The following is a 20,825-nucleotide window of genomic DNA, read 5'->3' on the forward strand; positions in this document are numbered from 1 at the left end:
TGCCGCGTCCCATGGATGTCTCCTTGTGAGAAATTGTGATCGATACTGTCACAATGTCTCTCGGGAGCTTCCGTTCCGATGGGCTATGAAATGATTTTGTTTGCCGGCGATGGAACAAACTGGCGCGGCGTAGAACGGTTCATTGTCTCACGAAAACGCGGAACCGCTCTATTCGTTGTCTTGACGAAGTCCCCCAGGGGAAAGCGCTATCGCTTTTCCCCGGAAAACCGTTCCGCACTTTCTGGAATTGCCTGGCGCGCCGATGGGCGGTCGGTCAAATATCCAGGTTGGCGACCGACAGGGCGTTGTCCTGGATGAATTCGCGCCGTGGTTCCACCTCGTCGCCCATCAGCCGCGAGAACAGGCTGTCGGCGTCGGTCGCGTCGTTGACCTTGACCTGCAGCAGCGAGCGCACATTCGGGTCGAGCGTGGTCTCCCACAACTGCTCGGCATTCATCTCGCCGAGCCCCTTGTAGCGTTGCATGGTCAGTCCTTTGCGGCCGGTCGCGAAGACCGCGTTGAGCAGCGCCAGCGGCCCCGAGACAGTTTCGGACACATCCTTGCGGCGCAGCACCGGCGGCATCTCGTAGATCTCGCTGAGGCGCTGGGCGTAGCGGTCGAGCTGGCGTGCATCGGCGGAATTGATCAGCGCCATGTCGAGATGGGCGTATTCCTTCACGCTGCGCACGGTGCGTTCGAAGACATAGCCGCCGATACCCTCGTTCGACGTCGACATGCGGCCGGTCCAGCCGCGCTCGGTGTCCTCGGCAATGATGTCGAGGCGTTGCGCGATCCGCTCCGCCATCGCGTTGGCACGGCCAAGATCGGCGAAGACATCGGGATTGAGCCCGCCGGCGATCGCCGCCTGCTCGACGACGTTGCGGTTGTAGCGCGTGTGCAAGCCGTTGATGAGCTGGCGCACGGCCAGCGCGTCGGCAACGGCGCCGTGCAGATCCTGTCCGGTCCGCACTTCCCCCGAGCCAAGTGTAAGCGAAGCCTCCTCCAACCCTGAATCGATCAGGAATTCCTCGAAGGCGCTCTCATTCTTGATGTATTGCGAGCTCTTGCCGCGCGTCACTTTGTAGAGCGGCGGCTGGGCGATGTAGAGATGGCCGCGCTCGATCAGCTCCGGCATCTGCCGGAAGAAGAAGGTGAGCAGCAGGGTCCTGATATGGGCGCCGTCGACGTCGGCGTCGGTCATCAGGATGATCTTGTGGTAACGCAGCTTGTCGGCGTTGAATTCGTCCTTGCCGATCGAGGTGCCGAGCGCGGTGATCAGTGTGCCGATCATGTCGGACGAGAGCATGCGGTCGAAGCGAGCCCGCTCGACATTGAGGATCTTGCCGCGCAAGGGAAGGATCGCCTGGTTCTGCCGCGAACGGCCGCCCTTGGCGGAGCCGCCTGCCGAGTCACCCTCGACGATGAAAATTTCGGACTTCGCCGGGTCGCGTTCCTGGCAGTCGGCCAGCTTGCCGGGCAGCGAGGTGACCCCAAGCGAGGTCTTGCGGGTGATGTCGCGCGCCTTGCGCGCGGCTTCGCGCGCCGCCGCGGCCTGGATCACCTTGTCGACGACCACCTTGCCCTCGGTCGGATGCTCTTCAAGCCACGTGCCGAGTGCTTCATTGACCAGCCCTTCGACCACGGGACGGACTTCCGACGAGACCAGCTTGTCCTTGGTCTGCGACGAGAATTTCGGATCGGGAACCTTGACCGACAGCACCGCCGTCAGGCCTTCGCGGCAATCGTCGCCGATCAGCGAGACCTTTTCCTTCTTGGTCAGGCCCGAGGATTCGCCATAGCCGGTGATCTGGCGGGTCAGCGCACCGCGAAAACCGGCCAGATGCGTGCCGCCGTCGCGCTGCGGAATGTTGTTGGTGAAGGCCAGCACATTCTCGTGGTAGCTGTCGTTCCACCACATCGCCACTTCGACGGTGATGCCGTCGCGCTCGGCCCTGATGGCGATTGGCTTCTCGATCAGCGGTTTCTTGACGCGGTCGAGATATTTGACGAACTCTTCGAGGCCCCCGTCATAGTGCAGTTCATGCCTCACGACGTCCGCATGACGGGCGTCTGTCAGCACGATGCGCACACCGGAGTTCAGGAAGGCGAGTTCGCGCAGCCGGTGCTCCAGCGTGCCGAAGTCGAACTCGACCATGGTGAAGGTCTCGGCGGACGGAAAGAAGGTGATCTCGCTGCCGCTGCGGCCCTCATTGGTGCCCGGGCGCTTGTCCTGCTCGTAGCTGCCGGTCGCCTTCAGCGGCGCGTCGGCATCGCCATGGGTGAAACTCATTTCGAAGATCTGGCCGTTGCGGCGGATCTTGAGCTTCAGCCAGGCCGACAGCGCGTTGACGACCGAGACGCCGACGCCATGCAGGCCGCCAGAAACCTTGTAGGAGTTCTGGTCGAACTTTCCGCCGGCATGCAGCTGCGTCATGATCACTTCGGCCGCCGAAATGCCCTCGCTGGGGTGAATGTCGGTCGGAATGCCACGGCCATTGTCGATAACCGTCACCGAGCCATCGGGATTAAGCGTCACCGAAACCAGGTCGGCATGGCCGGCCAGCGCCTCGTCGATGGCGTTGTCGACCACCTCGTAGACCATGTGATGCAGGCCCGAGCCGTCATCGGTGTCGCCGATATACATGCCCGGCCGCTTGCGGACAGCATCCAACCCTTTCAAAACCTTGATGGAATCGGCGCCGTATTCGGCTTCAGCGCCGTTGGTGTTCTCGGTCTGGTCGCTCATGAAAACCTGTTGTCTAGATGCCGCTTGTACAGCGCGAAAAATCGGCCCCGAATCGCGCTTCTGATATCGACTAGATATAGGCGCTAAAGGCGGTTTTTCCAAGGTTTGCAGGCATTTCCGGCTCAAATGCCGGGCCGCCAGCCGGCTATTTTTTTCGGGCGTTGAATTTAGCGAGAAGGCCGCGCAAATATTTGATCGTGGATTTGTCCCTCGGCGCCAGCCGGCCCGAGCGGTCTAGCTCCAGCGTCAGGTTCAGCGCCTTGGTCAGCACCGCCTTCGGATCCTTGGCCACATACGCATAGTTGATGTAGGCCTGAACCAGATCAAATTGCCAAAGCGCATTGTTCGGATCGGATTGAGCCAGTTTCTGGCGGATGCCGAGGCTGGCTTCGAAGGCCTTCCTGGAACCCTCGAAATGCCGCTGCTTGGTCTCCAGCATGCCGATTTCCGAGAATGTGATCGACAGGTCGCGTTGCCAGTCGGAATTGCCCGGGTCGAGCTTGGCCAGCCGGTCGGCAATGGCAAGACTGTCCTGGTAGTTTCGCAGTGCGTCGCTGACATTGCCCTGGGCATCAAGCACACCGGCAACCTTTTCCAGACAGACCGAAAGGTCGCGCTGCCAGTCGGTGTTGCCTGGGTCGCTCGCGGCAAGTTCACGCGCTACAGCCAGCGCTTGTTGATAGGAAGCCAGCGCTGCCGGCCAGCTCTCCTGGTCGTTGAGCGCGTTGCCGATCTTGGCGTAGCTGATCGACAGGTCGCGCTTCAAGTCGGTATCGTTAGGGTCGCGGCGCACCAGGTCTTCGGCGATCGCCTGGCTCTTGTTGTAGGCCACGAGCGCATCGGCGGCGGCGCCACGCTCGCGCAGCACGTCACCGATCCTCTCGTGGCTTACGGAGACCGCGCGCTGGCGCTCAAGGTCGTCGGGTTTGTTCTCGGCCAGCGCCTGCCGGATTCTCAGGCTCTCCTCGAACGCCGTCTGGGCGCTGTCCAACTGGCCGGCGGTACGGGCAAGGTCGCCGATTTCGTCATAGGTTATGGTCAGGTCGCGCAGCAGATAGGCGCTGTTCGGCTCGGCGTCGGCCAATTTCTGCTTGATCGACAGGCTTTGTTGATAGGCCTGGGCCGCCGCGGCCACATGGCCTTGTGTCGCCAGGACGTTGCCGATCTTGTCATTGGCCATGGCAAGATCACCGAGCCAGTCTTTCTTGTCCGGCACGCTTGCGGTCAACTCCTGCAGCATGCCCCTGGCCGCCTCATAGTTTTCGAGCGAGCTCGGCAGGTTGCCTTGCGCCACCTCAGTGTTGGCGAGCTTAATATGGCTGATGGCGAGATCGCGCTTGACGCTGGGATCGGTTTCCTGACGCGACCGCTGCTCGAGATCGGCCAACAGCGCGGCGAAGGCCCGGCCGGCCGCGTCGACATTGCCCACCGTCGTATAAAGAATACCGAGTTCCTCCAGCGTGCGGCTCTGACGGTCGGCCTGTTCCAGGCTGAGCGAGGTCTGCCCGGCCTCGCCATACAGCGACAGCACGGTTTCATAGCCCTTGATGGCCGCCGCATAGTTGAGGTCGGCGCGCGCCGCTCCCGCCGACAGGAACAGCGTCGCGGCCTGCGACAGCGTCCGGTCGGCGAAATTCACCTTCAGCGCCTTGCGCGACACCTCGTCGATATCGACCGCCTCGGCCAGCTTCGCCTGTGCCGCGCCGAAGGCGCCCAGGGCCAACTGCTCCTCGGCCTGACGGCGCAGTTCCGTCACACGCGGATCGTCGGCGGCCAGCGTCTTCATCTCGGCGCGTACCTTGACGAAGGCGTCGGCCGCCTCGCGCAGCCGGGCATTCAGGCTCTCGGCCGACAAATGGCTGGTGTCGGCGCTGATCAACGCCCCATAGAGCGGCGCCAACGGCATGTCGGCGTCGCTGGCGATCCGCTCGACCTCGCCGCGCATGTCCGGCGTCACGTCGGCCATGGCCAGCAGCAGCCGTTCGCGCTCCGGCAACTGCCCCTTGGCCGCGGCGGCGAAAAACAGCTTCGGCAGGCCGCTCTCGACATAGGGCAGTTGCCTGCCGCGCGACAGGTCGTAGACCTCCTGTTGCACCAGCGTCAGCACCGATCGGATTTCGAGCCCGTCCGTGCCGAGATATTTGGCCAGCGCCGTGGTGAAGGGCGAGTTCTGGCCGGTGCCATCGGCGGCCGTCTCGCCGGGTGCGGCCGAAAAAGCGAACAGGATGTTTTCCGCCCGCCCGATGCGGCCAAGACCCGGCGTGACCTTGTCGGCGACATCCTTGGCCAGCGAGGTCGCGCCGCGCCCGTCGCCGCCGCTCCCCGAGAACGGATCGCTGCGGCAGGCGTCGAGCACGATCAGCCCGACTTTCGCGGTGGCCGCGACCGCGTCGCGCACCTCTTCCAGCGGCAGGCTGGTCTTGTCCAGCGCATCGAGCGAGGACGCATCGGCATCGACCGGCAGCAGCCGGTTGTCGCCCGATATTTCGACGCCATGGCCTGAGAAATACACCAGCGCAACGTCTGCGCCCTTGGCGTCTTGGCGGAAATCGTCGAGCGCGCGGCGCATGCGCCTGAGATCGCGGTTGGTTTCGAGCACCACGTCGAAACCAAGTTTCTTCAGCGCCGCTTCCATCGCTTCGCCGTCATGGATGGGGTTGGCCAGCGGCCGGACCAGCCGGTAGTCGTCATCGGCCATGACCAATGCCACGCGCCGCTCCGCCACCGCGATAGCGGTGGTCGCAAGCACCAGCAGCAAGGCAAACAGCAACCGCAAGTCGAACCGCCCCCCGGCTCAGTCATTTGGCGACCATTCCATCTCTTTATGGCACGAGCAAGCCGGGTTGAGAGCGGCTCTTTCAGGCTGCGCGCATTGGTTTCAACGCCTCGCTCCAGCGCGACAGTTCGTCCAGCATGGTCTTGCTCCCGCCCCGCACCTGCTCGCTGGCATCGAAGGCGCCGTTCTCGTCGAGCAGTTTCTGGTACAGCGGCAGCGCGACGCCTTCCGGGATCGGCATGATCCCGACAGCGGTCAGCAGCGGCTTCAGCGCCTGCGCCGCGCGCAGGCCGCCGGAGACGCCGCCATAGCTGAAGATGGCGGCGGGCTTGTATTTCCATTCGCGGGCGAGATAGTCGATCGCGTTGACGATCGCGGGTGCCGCGAAATAGTTGTATTCCGGCGCCACGAAGACAAAGGCGTCGGCGGCGTGGATCGCCTTCGACCAGGCCTTGGTGTGGTCGTTCTGATAGTTGCCGAGCCTTGGATGATGCGGTTCGTCCAGCACCGGCAGGTTGAAGGCGGCGATGTCGGTCAGCACTGGCTCGAATTTTCCGTGCTCGCGCGCGAACGTCTCCAGCCACTCGGCAAAAACCGGACCGGCGCGGCCGGGCCGCGTGCTGCCGATGATGATATTCAACTGGTGCTTCAAGGCAGGCTCCTTTGTCGGGCGGTATCCGTTGGTGACCGTCACTACGGCAGAGCGTTCCAGCGGACAAGATGGAACCCTGGCGGAACGGTCACGATCGGATGAACAGACCGTCCGCCCTGGTGTTCCTTCCGCCACGGTCCGGTCTGCCGTTCGGTCACATGGACGCCTGGTGTGCCAGCCACTACATTGATGGGAGCAGCGGAGCACTTCATGGATACTCAGCCCGCCCCCTTCGTTCCTCCCGCCCCGAAGCCGCGCACATCGCCGCCTTCGACGCTGGAGATGATCCGCATCGTCTATCGCAATCCGCTCGAACTCTGGGGCGAGCCGACCTACAACGAACCCTGGATTTCGGCCAAGGGCGCCGGTGGGCCGCTGGTCATCGCCAATGATCCCGGACTGATCCGCCATGTGCTGGTCGACAACGCCAAGAACTACAAGATGGCGACGGTGCGCCAGAAGATCCTGAGGCCAATCCTGCGCGACGGCTTGCTGACCGCCGAGGGCGAGGTGTGGAAGCGGTCGCGCAAGGCAATGGCGCCGGTGTTCACGCCGCGCCACATTTTCGGCTTCGCACAGCCGATGCTGAAACGCACGCTGGAGTTTGTCACCCGTTACGAGGCGGGCGGCACGTCCGATATCGCCCAAGACATGACGCTGCTCACCTACGACATCCTGGCCGAGACGCTGTTTTCCGGTGAGATCGCGGGCGAGCCGGGCAGTTTCGAAAACGAGATCGATCGCCTGTTCGAAACCATGGGCCGCGTCGATCCGCTCGACCTGTTGCGCGCCCCCGACTGGCTGCCGCGGCTGACCCGCATCCGCGGCCGCAAGACGATGGCCTATTTCCGCAAGATCGTGACCGACACGGTCAGGATGCGCGAAGAAAAGTTCAGGCGCGATCCCGATGCCGTGCCCCAGGATTTCCTGACGCTGCTGCTCAAGGCCGAAGGCCCCGACGGACTGACGCGCTCGGAAGTCGAGGACAACATCATCACCTTCATCGGCGCCGGCCACGAGACGACGGCGCGCGCGCTCGGCTGGACGCTGTATTGCCTGGCCGAATCGCCCTGGGAGCGTGACCGGATCGAACGGGAGATCGACCAGGTGCTGGCGCGCGAGCCCGATCCGACGAAGTGGCTCGACGCCATGCCGCTGACCCGCGCCGCCTTCGACGAGGCGCTGCGGCTCTATCCGCCGGCGCCGTCGATCAATCGCGAGCCAATCGAGCCCGAAATGTGGAAGGATCTCTACATCCCCAAGTACGCCGCCGTGCTGGTGATGCCGTGGGTCGTCCACCGCCACAGGAAGCTGTGGGACAGGCCTGACGCCTTCCTGCCCGAACGCTTCCACCCGGGGAACCGTGAAAAGATCGATCGTTTCCAGTATCTGCCCTTCGGCGCGGGTCCGCGCGTCTGCATCGGCGCCAGCTTCGCCATGCAGGAGGCGATCATCGCGCTCGCCGTACTTTTGTCCCGCTTCCGCTTCGACACGACGGCCGACACAAAACCCTGGCCGGTGCAGAAATTGACCACGCAGCCGCAAGGCGGTCTGCCGATGCAGGTCACGCCTCGCTAGGTGTGCCGATATTCAGGTGATGCCCGCCTGCGTTCTCGACTCGGCCTGACCTGAATCCCAACACGCCTTTGGCCTACTGCACTCACTTATACGGCTGGTTTGCGCTGCTGGAACTGGCCGGCGGCGCGGAAGCGCCAGAGGTAGCTGGGCAGGATCGTCGCGATCGATTGCGGCTGGATGCCGAGCCCCGCCAGTGTCCGGTTCGCCTTGGCGGCTTCGTCCGAAACGATGTTGTGCTCGCGCAACTGCATCACCTGGTCCTTGGTCAGCAGCGGATTGGGCAGGAGCCCGAGGATCGAGGCCTGGATGTTTGCCACCCACCACGGCACCGGCACCAGCATGCGCTTGCGCTCGATCACGGTGAGCAGTTCCTGCATGCACTCCTTGAAAGTGAGCACGTTGGGGCCGCCAAGCTCGTAGACTTGGCCGCCATCGATCTTGCCGTCGACCGAGCGCGCCACCGCCTCGGCGACGTCGCCGACATAGACCGGCTGGAACTTGGTGTGGCCGCCGCCGATCAGCGGCAGCACCGGAGAATAACGCGCCATATTGGCGAAACGGTTGAAGAAGCTGTCTTCCGGCCCGAAATTGATCGACGGCCGGAAAATCACGGCATCGGCGATCGTCTCCAGCACCGCCTTCTCGCCCAGCGCCTTGGTGCGCGCATAATCCGATTCGGAGTCCAGATCGGCGCCGAGCGCCGAAATATGGGTAAGCCCGGCGCCGACGGAGCGGGCGGCTTCGGCGATCGCGCGAGCACCGAATTCATGTACGGCGGAGAATTTCTGCCGGCCGCTCTCATGCAGGATGGCGACGAGATTGACGACGTGGTCGGCACCTTGCACGGCGCGGTCGACCGACCAGCGCACGCGCACATTGGCCTGCACCGGCTGGATCTGGCCGACATTGCCGAGCGGCTGCAGATGGCCGGCAAGATCGGGCCTCCGGCAGGCGACCCGGATGCGATAGCCGCGCTTGGCCAGCGCCCGCACGACATGGCGGCCGACAAAGCCTGACCCGCCAAAGACGACGACAAGCTTTGGGGTCTGCAGGATTTCGGTCATGACGGGCTCCGGCGCGCGTTCCAGATGGCTTGGCTGAGCCGTTTCATAGTCCGTTTTGCGCCAAAGGCAAAGGGTGACGCGTCGTCGCTGCCGCCCTTCTTTCGGGCGTGTCAGAACGCCTTGCCGAGGCGCAGGATCGAACGACAAACGCAGAAAACCCCGCCGAAGCGGGGTTTTCCGGGTGAGTTTCGTGTCGAAACCAGGGCCAACGAGGCGGCCTGACCTGAGACGGTATCAGCATGGGCGTGAAGCAAGTACGCCCGCCTCGGCCCTGGACGCATCCGACAGAAGACACCGACCGGGCAAACCCGACCCGGATAGCTATTCGTCGTCGGGACGCGCGGGAAGGTTCACCGAGGCGCGGGAAAAAATTCGCCGATTTCTTCAGGCCGAATAGCGCTCGGCGAATTCGGAGATGCGCTGGATCACTGCCTTGGGCGCGGTGATGCCGCGCGCCTGCGCCTTCTCCGCCGCTTCGGCCCGGGCACGGCCGGGCACATGCACGCCATAGCGCCGGCGCAGCCGGTCGAGCTGGCCTTTCATGCGCTGCTCGAAATCCGGATCGAGCAGCTTGGGCTCGACCGCGAGCACGAACAGGCCGGTTCCCGGACTGTCGGAGCCGCCGCTGAACCACGGCGCGTCGAGCGACCAGTTGGCGCCCGACAGGCCCGCCGCCAGCACCTCGACCATCAGGGCGATGTTGGCGCCGCGCTGGCCGCCAAAGGCAAGCATGGCACCCTTCATGGCGGCGGCTGGATCGGTCGTCGAATTGCCGCTGGCGTCCAGCGCCCAGCCTTCGGGGATCTTCTTGCCGTCTTCCGCGGCCTTGCGGATGTTGACGAAAGCGGTCGCGCTCGACGACTGGTCGATGACCAGCGGCGCGCCGTCGGCGGCGGGCGCGGCGAACGACATCGGATTGGTGCAGTAGACCGGCTTGACCGAGCCCGAGCCGGCCAGGACGGCCGGTCCATTGGTGGCGGCAAAGGACACCAGCCCCTGCGCCGCCAGCCGGCCGGTAAAGTAGCCGAGCGCCCCACACGTATAGGCGTTCTTCTGCGAGAAGATGGCGACGCCGAACAGTCTTGCCGCCTTGGCGAGGTCGTCGATGGTGCGGTCGAAGCCGGTATGCGCCAGCCCGCCGCGTGCGTCCGAGAGATAGACGGCCAGTGCCGGCCGGGTGATCACCGGATCGGCATTGCCGTCGATGCGCCCGGCCTCGAGCGCTTCGAGGTAATCGATGAAATGCGACAGCCCGACGGCTGCAAGTCCTTCCGCTTCGGCGGCGATGATCGAGGCGGCGAGCGATTGCGCCGCTTCCTCATTGGCGCCGGCGCCAAGTGCCGCCATCCGGCACAGTCCTTTTGCCTGGTCGAGACTGAGTTGCATCGTGACGGTCCTAAAGGAGTAAGTGAGTAGGGAATTGTGCGCCGTGAATAGCGAACGGGGGTGGAAATGTGAATGCGGAAGTGGCTGGCTACTCCCCTACTCCCCTACTCCCCTACTCCCCTACTCCCCTAACCTATCTTGACCGGGATCCGCGCCTCGATCCGGCTGAAGGCGAAGACCAGAATGCCGGTGATCGCCATATAGATCAACGCCAAGAGCAGCAGGGGCTCGTAGGTGAGGTAGGTGTCCTGCCGCACCTTGGACGAGACCGCGAAGATGTCGATCACGCTGATCGTCGCCACCAGCGGCGTCGATTTCAGCTGCAGCACGGTCTCGCCGGTCAGCGTCGGCAGCGCCCGGTAGAAGGCTTGTGGCAGCCAGATTCGGCGGAAAATCTTCCAGCGGCTCATGCCGAAGGCGCGGGCCGCTTCCAGCTGCCCCTTGGGCACGCCGGCAAAGGCGCCGCGCATCACCTCGCCCTCGTAACCGGCGAAGGACAAGGTCAGCGCCAGCACGCCGTATGGCCATGCCTGCCTGAGATAGGGCCACATCCAGGATTCGCGGATCCATGGATATTGCGGGAACAGCGAGCCCAGCCCGTAATAAAGCAACCATAGCTGCAGAAGCAGCGGCGTGCCGCGAATGATGGTGCAGAAGACTTTCGCCGGTGCCGCGACCCAGATCGAGCCGGCCGCCTGCGCCAGCCCGACCGGCACGGCGATCATGAAGCCGAGCGCGCAGGTGACGGCCAGGATCCACAGGGCACGCCAGATGCCCATCAGGCCCATTTCCCAATATTGCGGCAGCCAGTCCCAGCGCATGAAGAAGGCAGCCGACGCCACCAGCCCCACCGCGATGAGAATCAGCACGATGCGATGCGGCTGCAGCCAGAGCGAAGCGCGCGCCGCCGTATCGATGATGACTGTTTCACCGGTCATCAACGGGCCTCCTTGATCGAAGGCATGCCGCGCCGCGCCCATTTCTCGGCGCGGCCAAGCAGGAAGTTCGAAACCAGCGTCACGCAGAGATAGAGTACGCCGGCGGCGAGGAAGAAAATCAGATAGGCCTTGGTGACGCCCGCCGCCTGTCGTGTCGCCAGCGTCAGTTCGAAGAAGCCGACGACGGCCAGCAGAGCAGTGTCCTTGGTGGCGATCAGCCACAGATTGGCGAGGCCCGGAATGGCGAAAGGCAACATCGCCGGCAGCGTGATGCGCCGCAACAGAAGGCCGGGAGACATGCCGAAGGCGCGGGCGGCTTCGATCTGGCCCTGCGGAATGGCGAGGATCGCGCCGCGGATGACTTCCGTCGAATAGGCGCCTTGGACGAAGCCGAGCACGGCGATGCCAGCCACCAGCCCGCTTATGTCGACACGCTGGTAGCCCATGGCGGCCAGCACCTGGTTTATCAGGTCGGTGCCGGCATAGTAGAGCAGCAGGATCAGCACCAGTTCCGGCACGGCGCGCACCACGGTCGTGTAGACCGCGAACAGGTCGCGCACCACCGGTCCGCCGTAGAGCTTGCCATAGGCGCCCCAGGTTCCAATCAGCAGGCCGACGATGGTGGCGCCGACGGCGATCTCCAGCGAATGCAGGAGCCCGACCAGGAGCGTCCCGCCCCAGCCGACGGGCGCGGGCGAGAGAAGTTCGACGATGCCGGCCGCGGAGGCCGGAAGAAAGGATTCGATCAGCGTCGCCCCCGGATTGCTGGCTCGATCCGCCGGCACCTGCGGCCGGCGGCGAGCATGCGTGGACAGGCCGGCTGGAGGACGGGAGCGTCAGCGCCCTGTCCTCCAGCCATGCGAGGGTCGTCAGTTCGACTGCGTGGCGCCGCCGTAAATGTCGAAATCGAAGTATTTCTTCGAGATTTCGTCATATTTGCCGTTGGCGCGGATCGCCTTGATGCCGGCGTTGATCTTCTCTTTCAGATCGGTGTCTTCCTTGCGCACGCCGGCGCCGACGCCCGGTCCGAGCACCTCGTCGTCAGGGGCCACCATGCCCTTGAGATCGCAGCAGGCCTTGCCCTGATCGGTCTTGAGGAACTCCTTGAGCGCGATGGAATCGGCCTGCACCGCGTCGAGGCGGCCGGCGGCAAGGTCATTGTTGGCTTCGTCCTGCGTCTGGTATTCCTTGATCTCGGATGCGGTCGGGCCGAAGTGCTTCTTGGCGTAGACGGCATGCACCGTCGACACCTGGACGCCGAGGACCTTGCCCTTGAGATCGTCGGGCGTGGCGCCGAATTTCTGGTCCTTGGGGCCGATGATCGCGGTCGGCGTGTTGTAGTACTTGTCGGAGAAGTCGATGGTCTTCTTGCGTTCGTCGGTGATCGACATCGACGAGACGATAAGGTCGATCTTCTTGGTGGTCAGCGCAGGGATGATGCCGTCCCAGGCGACAGGGGTGATGACGCAGTCGAGCTTTTCCTCGGCGCACACGGCGTCGATGAAGTCGATTTCCCAGCCGACCCATTTGCCCGAAGCATCGGGCGAGGTGAAGGGCGCGTAGGGTTCGGCGGCGACGCCGATCTTGACCGGATCGGCCTTGGCCACGCCCATGGCGGCGACGCCGAGCAGCAGTGCCGCGGCCAATGTATTCAGAACAGTCTTCATTTCAGAACTCCCAGTTTGTTGTTGGTTCCCGGTTTTTCTTCCGTCCCGGCCTGTCCCTAGCCGATGTTGCGGATGAACTGCTTCAGCCTTTCGGATTTTGGCGCCCCGAAGATCTGCTCCGGCGGGCCCTCTTCCTCGACCAGCCCGTTGTAGAGATAGACGACGTGCGTCGCGACCTCGCGGGCGAATTTCATTTCATGGGTGACCAGCACCATGGTGCGGCCTTCGCGCGCCAGATCGCCGATCACCTTCAGCACTTCGCCGACCAGTTCGGGGTCGAGGGCCGAGGTCGGTTCGTCGAACAGCATGACGCGCGGATTGATGGCCAAGGCGCGAGCGATCGCGGCGCGCTGCTGCTGGCCACCGGAGAGATATGCCGGATAGACATCGCGTTTCTCGGCGAGCCCGACGCGCGCCAACAGCTTTTCGGCCTGGGCGATTGCCTGGTCGCGCTTGACGCCCAGCACGTGCACGGGAACCTCGATGACATTTTCGATCAGCGTCATATGGCTCCACAGGTTGAAGTTCTGGAACACCATGCCGAGCTTGGAGCGGATGCGTTCGATCTGCCTGCGGTCGGCCGGAATGGTGTGGCCGTGGCTGTCCGCCTTGAGCTTGATCTCCTCGCCATTGACCCGGATGATGCCGCTGGTCGGATTTTCCAGGCAGTTGATGCAGCGCAGCAGCGTCGATTTACCCGAGCCCGAGCCGCCGATGATGGCGATGACCTCGCCGTCGCGCGCCGACAGCGATACGCCCTTCAGCACATGCAGTTGACCGAATTTCTTGTGCAGGTTCTCGACATGGATGGCTTCTGCGGCGCTGTCCTGCACCTCGCCTGATGGGACTTTGGCAGCTGCCACAGCGCTCACCAAAAGACCTCCATATGGCCGCAGGCGGTTCGTCGAACGTCTATCCGGCTAATCAACATACGCTGTACTGCCCCGCTCCAGACTTCAAGCATGGACCCAACAGAGCGAGCCCGTCAATCCCGCTCATTACGGCACTTGCGGCCTTGTTGTGCAAGTGTATAAATAACCTCTCATGAAATTTTCCCGATTTTTTTCAGCTTAAAAAGGGCATCGATGAGCGCTTTCGGATCACAGTCCATGGCGGCGCCGCTGCGGCGCGTGCTGATGCGGTCGGCGGCCAACGCCATGCGTGACGCCGACAGGGCCGCCTGGCACTATGGCCCGGGATTCAACCCGGCGAAAGCAGCCTCGCAGCACGCGGTCCTTGCTGAACTGGTGGCGGCCTCCGGCGCCGAGATCGAATGGATCGAGGACAGGGCCGACGGACTTTCGGATTCGGTGTTCACGCACGACCCCTCGCTGATGACCGACCGCGGCGCGCTGATCCTGTCCATGGGCAAGCCGTTGCGCGCCAGCGAGCCCTCGCTGCATGAGGAAACCTATAGAAGACTGGGCATTCCGATCCTTGGCCGCGTCGAGGCTCCCGGCCAGGTCGAAGGTGGCGACTGTGTATGGGTGGATGCCCGCACGCTGGCGATCGGGCGCGGTGTCCGCTCCAACCAGGAAGGCATCCAGCAGGTTTCCAACCTGCTGACGCCGTTGGGCATTTCCGTCTACGGCTTTGATCTGCCGCTGTGGCAGGGCGAAGAAGCGTGCCTGCATCTGATGTCGGTGATCAGCCCGCTGGCCGACGACCTCGCCTTGGTCTATTCGCCGCTTTTGCCGGCCCCGTTCTACCAGACGCTGAAGGCGCGCGGCATCCGGCTGGTCGAAGGCGACGCCGAAGAATTCGCCGCTTCCAACGGCCTCAGCCTGAACGTACTGCCGACCAGCCCGCTCAAGGTCATCGCGGTCGCGGGCTTTCCCAGGACCAAGGCCGCGATGGAAGCCGCCGGCTGCACGGTTGAAATCTTCGAGGCGGATGCGCTCTGCATCGCCTGCGAAGGCGGGCCGACATGCCTGACGCGACCGATTCTGCGCCAATGAATGCGCGCCGTAAGTTCCGTCGCGAGGGCGAGGGGCGGCGGCGGCAGGATCTGATTGAAGCGACTTTGGACAGCGTGGCCGAATATGGCCTGCAGGGCGCCACCTTGCGCACCATCGCATTGCGTGCCGGCGTCACCGCCGGGCTGATCCGGCATTATTTCCCGGGCAAGGAAGAATTGCTGCAGGAAGCCTATACGGCGCTGGTCGGCCGCATGACCGAGCAGGCGAAAGCGGCACTGGTCATGGATGATGCCTCGCCGCGCCAACGCCTCGCGGCCTTCGTCACCGCCAACCTCAATGCGCCGATCATCGACGCGCGGGTGTTTTCGCTCTGGGCAACCTTCCTCGGCCGCGCCGGTGCCGATCCTGCCTTGGCCCGCGCCCACCGCGACGGCTACCTTGGCTTTCGCAACGAGGTGGAAGCGGTCGTGGCCGAAGTGCTCGCCGCCGAACAGCACAAGCCGGACGCAGGCGAGCTGCGCCACCATGCCATCGCGATCAATGCGATCATCGACGGGCTCTGGATCGAAGGCTGCCTGGCCGGCGAGATGTTCTCGCCCGGCGAATTGGCGGCGATTGGCATCAAGGCTGTCGAGGCCGAGCTCGGCCTCGCGCCGCTCAAGCAATTCCAGGAAAAATGAGAAGCGGTTTTCCCGGGAAAAGCGCGTAGCGCTTTCGCTTGGGAATTGCGTAAGAAACAAATAGACAGGGGAGTTAAGCAATGACCACCATCGGCGAAGCGCTCATTTCGCTACTCGAGGCTCATGGCGTCGACACCGTCTTCGGCATCCCCGGCGTCCATACGGTCGAGCTCTATCGCGGCCTGGCGAGGTCTAGGATCCGCCATGTCACGCCGCGCCACGAACAGGGCGCCGGCTTCATGGCCGACGGCTACGCCCGCGCCAGCGGCAGGCCGGGCGTCGCCTTCGTCATCACCGGGCCGGGGTTGACCAACACCATCACCGCCATGGGCCAGGCGCGCGCCGATTCGGTGCCGATGCTGGTGATCTCTGGCGTCAACGCCACCGACACGCTCGGCAAGGGGCTCGGCTTCCTGCATGAATTGCCCGACCAGCGCGGCATGATGGAGAAGGTGGCGCTGTTCTCGGAGCGCATCACCGAGGCCGCCGAACTGCCGGGTGCGCTCGCCCGTGCCTTCGCCTTGTTTTCGTCCGCGCGTCCAGGACCGGTGCACATCGAAATTCCGACCGACGTCATGGTGAAGCCCGCCGACGGTCTTGCGGCTGCGTTGAGCAATGCCGCCCCGCCCGCTCCGGACGCCAGGGCAATTGCCGAGGCGGCGAAGCTAATCAAGGTAGCGCGCCGTCCGATGATCCTTGCCGGCGGCGGCGCCAGGAAGGCGGAAGCTCCACTGCGGCGGCTTGCCGAAAGACTGGGCGCGCCGGTTGTCGAGACCACCAACGCACGCGGCCTGATGCATGGTCATCCGCTTTGCGTGCCGGCAAGCCCGAGCCTGAAGGCGGTTCGCGCGCTGATGGCCGAGGCCGATCTGGTGATCGGCGCCGGCACCGAATTCGGCCCGACCGACTATGACGGCTATGGCGACGGCGGCTTTGTGTTGCCTTCGAACCTGATCCGTATCGACATCGGCGCCGACCAGCTTGCGCGGCGCCCGGTGACGGTCGCCATCCAGGCCGATTGCGCCGTGGCGATCGAGGCCCTGCTTGCGGCGATCGATCCCGCCCACAGCGCCGGCGAAGACGGCCATGGCCGCGCCGCGGCGGGGCGAAAGGCCGCCTTTGCCGAGTTGAGTCCGGCCTATGCGGCGCAGGTACGTGCCGTGGAAATGATCCGCGATGCCTTGCCTGGTGCCATCATCGTCGGCGACTCCACCCAGCCGATTTACGCCGCCAACCTCTATTACGACCACGACCGGCCCGGCGGCTGGTTCAACGCCGCGACCGGCTTCGGCGCGCTGGGCTATGGCCCTCCGGCGGCGATCGGCGCGGCACTCGCCGTGCCCGATGCCCCGGTTGTCTGTCTGACCGGCGACGGCGGCTTCCAGTTCACCTTGCCGGAGATAGCCGTAGCGCTGGATTCCGAAGCGCCCGTCATCTTCGTCGTCTGGAACAACAGGGGCTATCGCGAGATCGAGACCTCGATGCTCGATGTCGGCGTGGAACCTGTCGGCGTGTCGCCGGCGCCGCCGGATTTCTGCAAGCTTGCCGAAGCCTATGGCATATCAGCCGAAAGGCTGGCCGACATCGACGCCTTGCCACAGGCGTTGAGGCACGCCCGGGCAACGGGACTGCCACGTGTCATCGAAATCACGGTCGTTTGAACCATCCAGGCCGGCCTTGGTCCCCGACCGGAAGCGGACCATTTGCCGGCTTGGTCTTGGAAGGCATGAGGCGCTTCCGGGCGGCTTCGCTATTCGACGGTGCGCTGACGCATGCAAAGACGTGACGGCTGCCATGTCGAGATATCGGTTGAGTGATCGACTGAAAGGCGCGACGCTTCGCGTCGGCGCGGCTAACCAACGACAAAAGTCATAAAAATGACAGGAGCGGTCCAGGATGACGGAAACACTTGAAGGCAGGCATATCGTTGTGACCGGTGGAACCGGCGCGCTCGGTGGGGCGGTGGTCGGCAGGCTGCTGGAGCAGGGCGCGATCTGTCATGTGCCGAACGCGCACGCTGCGGCACCTCAGCACTTCCCCTTCACCGCGCACGACAATGTGAAGCTGGCGCACAATGTCGACCTGTCGGACTCCGCCAAGGTCGAAGCCTTCTATTCTCAGGTCCCTGCCTTGTGGGGATCGATCCATCTGGCGGGCGGCTTTGCCATGGCACCGGTGGAAAAGATCGAATCGGCATCCTTCGCCGAGATGATGGACACCAACGCCCGCACCACCTTCCTGTGCAGCCGTGCGGCTATCCGCTCGATGCTGGCGTCGGGCTCTGCCGGCCGCATCGTCAATGTCACCGCGCGCGCCGGGCTCGACCCCCGGCGCGGCGCCGGGATGGTCGCCTACACCGCCAGCAAGGCGGCGGTCGCTGCCATGACCGTGGCCATGGCGGAAGAGCTCAAAGCCAATGGCATCCTGGTCAATGCCGTGGCCCCCTCGACGCTCGACACGCCGGCGAACCGCGCCGACATGCCGGATGCCGATTTCACCAAATGGGTCAGCCTCGAAGCTGCGGCCGAATCAATCGCCTATCTCGTCTCGCCCACCAACCGGGCAATGAGCGGAACGCTGGTGCCGCTCTACGGCAGGGCCTGAACTTCAAGAGCATTTCGCCGAGAGCAATTCCAGGAAAAGTGCGTAACGGTTTTCCCGGGAAGAACGCGTAGCGGTTTCCCTTGGGAATTGCGTGAAAACAAAGAGTTGGAGCGGGTCGGCGAATCTATCAAGCGCTGAACCGCTCCAAAGAAAAACCCCGCCGGAGCGATCCGGCGGGGTTTTGTTTTTGGGCTCTGGAAGAGCTTCGCGTTGCGAAGGACTTAGTTGCCCTGCTTCTTCAGCGCGGCGCCCAGGATGTCGCCCAGCGAAGCGCCGGAGTCGGTCGAGCCGTACTGTGCGACCGCTTCCTTCTCTTCGGCGATTTCCAGCGCCTTGATCGAGACCTGCAGCTTGCGGGTCTTCTTGTCGAAGGCGATGACGCGGGCGTCGACCTTCTGGCCGACGGTGAAGCGCTCGGGGCGCTGCTCGTCGCGATCACGGCTGAGGTCGGAGCGCTTGATGAATGTCTCGATGCCGCTGTCGACCAGCCGCACTTCCAGACCGCCATCCTTGACGCCGATGACTTCGCAGGTGACGACCGCGTTCTTGCGCAGTTCGCCTGAGGTCGCTGCTTCGCCGACCGTGTCCTTGGCCAGCTGCTTGATGCCGAGCGAGATGCGCTCCTTGTCGATGTCGACGTCGAGCACCTGCGCCTTGACCATGTCGCCGCGATTGTACTCTTCGATGACCTGCTCGCCCGGACGGGTCCAGTCGAGGTCGGAGAGGTGGACCATGCCGTCCACGTCGCCTTCGAGGCCGATGAACAGGCCGAACTCGGTCTTGTTCTTGACCTCGCCCTCGACCTGGCTGCCGACCGGATGGCTCGAGGCGAAAGCCTGCCACGGATTCTCCAGCGTCTGCTTGAGGCCGAGCGAGATGCGGCGCTTGGCCGGATCGACCTCGAGCACCACCACGTCGACTTCCTGCGTCGTCGACAGGATCTTGCCGGGGTGCACGTTCTTCTTGGTCCACGACATTTCCGAAACGTGGATGAGACCCTCGATGCCCGGCTCCAGCTCGACGAATGCGCCGTAGTCGGTGATGTTGGTGACGGTACCCTTGATCTTCTTGCCGATCGGGAACTTGGTGCCGATCTCGGACCACGGATCGCTCTCGAGCTGCTTCATGCCGAGCGAGATGCGGTGGGTTTCCTGGTTGATGCGGATGATCTGCACCTTGACCGTCTGACCGATGTTGAGGATTTCGGTCGGATGGTTGACGCGACGCCATGCCATGTCGGTGACGTGCAGCAGGCCGTCGATGCCGCCGAGGTCGACGAACGCACCGTAGTCGGTGATGTTCTTGACGACGCCTTCGACCACCTGGCCTTCTTCAAGGTTCTGCACGATTTCCGAACGCTGTTCGGCGCGGCTCTCCTCGAGCACGGTGCGGCGCGAAACCACGATGTTGCCGCGGCGACGATCCATCTTGAGGATCTCGAAGGGCTGCGGGTTGTGCATCAGCGGGGAAACGTCGCGGATCGGGCGGATATCGACCTGGCTGCGCGGCAGGAAGGCCACGGCGCCGTCGAGGTCGACGGTGAAGCCGCCCTTGACCTGGTTGAAGATGACGCCTTCGACGCGCTCACCCTTGGTGAACTTCTCTTCGAGGCGGACCCAGCTCTCTTCGCGGCGGGCCTTCTCACGGGAAAGCATCGCTTCGCCAAGCGCGTTCTCGATGCGCTCGACATAGACTTCGACGGTGTCACCGACCTTGAGGGTGGTGTCCTTGCCCTTGACGCCGAATTCCTTCAGCGGCACGCGGCCTTCGACCTTCAGGCCGACGTCGATGATGGCCATGTCCTTTTCGATCGCCGTGATCGTACCCTTGACGACCTGACCTTCGCCGGAATGGCCGGTAGTGAATGATTCTTCGAGCAGGCTCGCGAAATCATCGCGAGTGGGATTTGCAGCTGACATTGTTTCTCCTGGAGTGCCCCGCATCTCGAGCGGGACGGGCGCCGTGGGTTAGCGTTGCGTTGGCCTGCCGGCGTTCCGGGCTAAAAAGCCCTGGGCCGCTTTTCGAGCGGCAATTCCGGCGCATGAAGAATGCTGGCAGGCTGGTTCGTGCCCGATATGGGTATTTTCTTCGCCTCCGGCAACGGAAACGCGGGAGAAAACCCGGATCAGGCCTTGTTTCTCTTGGCCAGCACGTCGTCGATAACAGACATGGCCGCGAGAAACGCGGCTTCTATAGCCATTTCGCTGGTATCAAGCAAGTGCGCGTCGGCGGCCGGCTTCAGCGGCGAGTCGGCCCGGCCCATGTCGCGCTCGTCGCGGCGTTGGATATCGGCAAGGATTTCGGCGAAATTGGCGGTGCCGCCGATGCTTTCGATCTCGGCCAGCCGGCGGCGTGCCCGCACCTCGGCACTCGCCGTCACATAGAGTTTGATGTCGGCGTCGGGGCAGACGACGGTGCCGATGTCGCGCCCGTCGAGCACCGCGCCTGGCGGCGTCCTGGCGAAGTCTCGCTGCTTTTCGACCAGGATGCGGCGCACGGTCGGGAAAACCGCGACCTTCGAAGCCGCTTCGCCAACCGCATGCGCCGACAGCACCGCGCGGTCGAGCTTTGCCAGGTCGACCTGGCGCGCCGCGGTCTCTGCCGCTGAGACATTGTCGAGCGGCAGGCCAAGCCGCAGCAGCGCATGGGCGACGGCGCGATAGGTAAGCCCGGTGTCGAGCAGATTCAGGCGATAGTGATCGGCGAGCCGGCGGGCGAGCGTGCCCTTGCCGGCGCCGGCCGGTCCGTCGATGGCGATGGTGAAGGGGTGGGTCATTGGCAGGCCGTCGATCCCAACGCGTTCGTCATCCTAGGG

General features: G+C 64.0%; 16 protein-coding genes. 5 read left to right on the top strand and 11 right to left on the bottom strand.

The features are described from left to right. Positions 1-274: 274 nt before the first annotated feature. From gyrB to EN851_RS29240, 3 genes are all read right to left on the bottom strand, one after another. Positions 275-2,746 carry a DNA topoisomerase (ATP-hydrolyzing) subunit B gene (gene gyrB, locus EN851_RS29230; RefSeq protein WP_135862417.1) on the bottom strand — a complete coding sequence of 824 codons (2,472 nt, stop codon included), beginning with the start codon at positions 2,744-2,746 and terminating at the stop codon, positions 275-277. A 145-nt stretch (positions 2,747-2,891) separates the two neighbouring features. Next, positions 2,892-5,522 (bottom strand): caspase family protein, encoded by a 2,631-nt coding sequence (locus EN851_RS29235; RefSeq protein WP_189521953.1) that lies wholly within the window; start codon positions 5,520-5,522, stop codon positions 2,892-2,894. Positions 5,523-5,604: 82 nt separating this feature from the next. Beyond that, a complete protein-coding gene (locus tag EN851_RS29240; RefSeq protein WP_135930568.1) occupies positions 5,605-6,174 on the bottom strand; it encodes an NADPH-dependent FMN reductase in 570 nt (189 codons plus the stop codon). Positions 6,175-6,384: 210 nt separating this feature from the next. On the opposite strand from EN851_RS29240, the gene EN851_RS29245 reads away from it, so the two are divergent. Continuing rightward, on the top strand, positions 6,385-7,752 hold the full coding sequence (locus tag EN851_RS29245; protein ID WP_127872945.1) for a cytochrome P450: 1,368 nt from the start codon (positions 6,385-6,387) through the stop codon (positions 7,750-7,752). Between the two features lie 86 nt (positions 7,753-7,838). Here EN851_RS29245 and EN851_RS29250 read toward each other — a convergent pair whose 3' ends face one another. The 6 genes from EN851_RS29250 to EN851_RS29275 form a co-directional block, all read right to left on the bottom strand. After that, positions 7,839-8,816 (bottom strand): complex I NDUFA9 subunit family protein, encoded by a 978-nt coding sequence (locus EN851_RS29250; protein ID WP_135930569.1) that lies wholly within the window; start codon positions 8,814-8,816, stop codon positions 7,839-7,841. Positions 8,817-9,200: 384 nt separating this feature from the next. Beyond that, positions 9,201-10,202 carry an Ldh family oxidoreductase gene (locus EN851_RS29255; RefSeq protein ID WP_135930570.1) on the bottom strand — a complete coding sequence of 334 codons (1,002 nt, stop codon included), beginning with the start codon at positions 10,200-10,202 and terminating at the stop codon, positions 9,201-9,203. Positions 10,203-10,330: 128 nt separating this feature from the next. Then, the gene (locus EN851_RS29260) at positions 10,331-11,140 is read right to left on the bottom strand and encodes an ABC transporter permease (RefSeq protein ID WP_127275824.1); all 810 of its coding nucleotides are present in this window, start codon (positions 11,138-11,140) and stop codon (positions 10,331-10,333) included. Beyond that, the gene (locus EN851_RS29265) at positions 11,140-11,805 is read right to left on the bottom strand and encodes an ABC transporter permease (RefSeq protein ID WP_127275827.1); all 666 of its coding nucleotides are present in this window, start codon (positions 11,803-11,805) and stop codon (positions 11,140-11,142) included. Before EN851_RS29265 ends, EN851_RS29260 begins: the two co-directional genes overlap by 1 nt. 204 nt (positions 11,806-12,009) lie before the next feature. Then, positions 12,010-12,807, bottom strand: coding sequence for a transporter substrate-binding domain-containing protein (locus EN851_RS29270; RefSeq protein ID WP_127275823.1), 798 nt, complete (start codon positions 12,805-12,807; stop codon positions 12,010-12,012). A gap of 56 nt (positions 12,808-12,863) precedes the next feature. Continuing rightward, a complete protein-coding gene (locus EN851_RS29275) occupies positions 12,864-13,679 on the bottom strand; it encodes an ABC transporter ATP-binding protein (RefSeq protein WP_135862403.1) in 816 nt (271 codons plus the stop codon). Between the two features lie 213 nt (positions 13,680-13,892). Here EN851_RS29275 and EN851_RS29280 point away from each other — a divergent pair, with 213 nt between their 5' ends. The 4 genes from EN851_RS29280 to EN851_RS29295 all read left to right on the top strand — a co-directional run bounded on the left by EN851_RS29280 (position 13,893) and on the right by EN851_RS29295 (position 18,010). Further along, complete coding sequence (locus EN851_RS29280; RefSeq protein WP_135883720.1) at positions 13,893-14,765, top strand: dimethylarginine dimethylaminohydrolase family protein; 873 nt, start codon at positions 13,893-13,895, stop codon at positions 14,763-14,765. Further along, positions 14,762-15,406, top strand: a complete 645-nt coding sequence (locus tag EN851_RS29285) for a TetR family transcriptional regulator C-terminal domain-containing protein (protein WP_167531483.1) — start codon at positions 14,762-14,764, stop codon at positions 15,404-15,406. Before EN851_RS29280 ends, EN851_RS29285 begins: the two co-directional genes overlap by 4 nt. An 80-nt stretch (positions 15,407-15,486) precedes the next feature. Continuing rightward, entirely contained in the window at positions 15,487-17,067 is a 1,581-nt protein-coding gene (locus EN851_RS29290) for a 5-guanidino-2-oxopentanoate decarboxylase (protein WP_135930571.1), read from the top strand. Between the two features lie 235 nt (positions 17,068-17,302). Beyond that, positions 17,303-18,010, top strand: a complete 708-nt coding sequence (locus tag EN851_RS29295; RefSeq protein ID WP_127275818.1) for an SDR family NAD(P)-dependent oxidoreductase — start codon at positions 17,303-17,305, stop codon at positions 18,008-18,010. A gap of 221 nt (positions 18,011-18,231) precedes the next feature. On the opposite strand, the gene rpsA is transcribed toward EN851_RS29295, so the two are convergent. Then, entirely contained in the window at positions 18,232-19,929 is a 1,698-nt protein-coding gene (gene rpsA, locus EN851_RS29300) for a 30S ribosomal protein S1 (RefSeq protein ID WP_127275816.1), read from the bottom strand. A 206-nt stretch (positions 19,930-20,135) separates the two neighbouring features. Then, on the bottom strand, positions 20,136-20,786 hold the full coding sequence (cmk, locus tag EN851_RS29305; RefSeq protein WP_127275815.1) for a (d)CMP kinase: 651 nt from the start codon (positions 20,784-20,786) through the stop codon (positions 20,136-20,138). Positions 20,787-20,825: the final 39 nt, after the last annotated feature.

Source organism: Mesorhizobium sp. M8A.F.Ca.ET.208.01.1.1 (assembly GCF_004791315.1).
Lineage (GTDB): Bacteria > Pseudomonadota > Alphaproteobacteria > Rhizobiales > Rhizobiaceae > Mesorhizobium.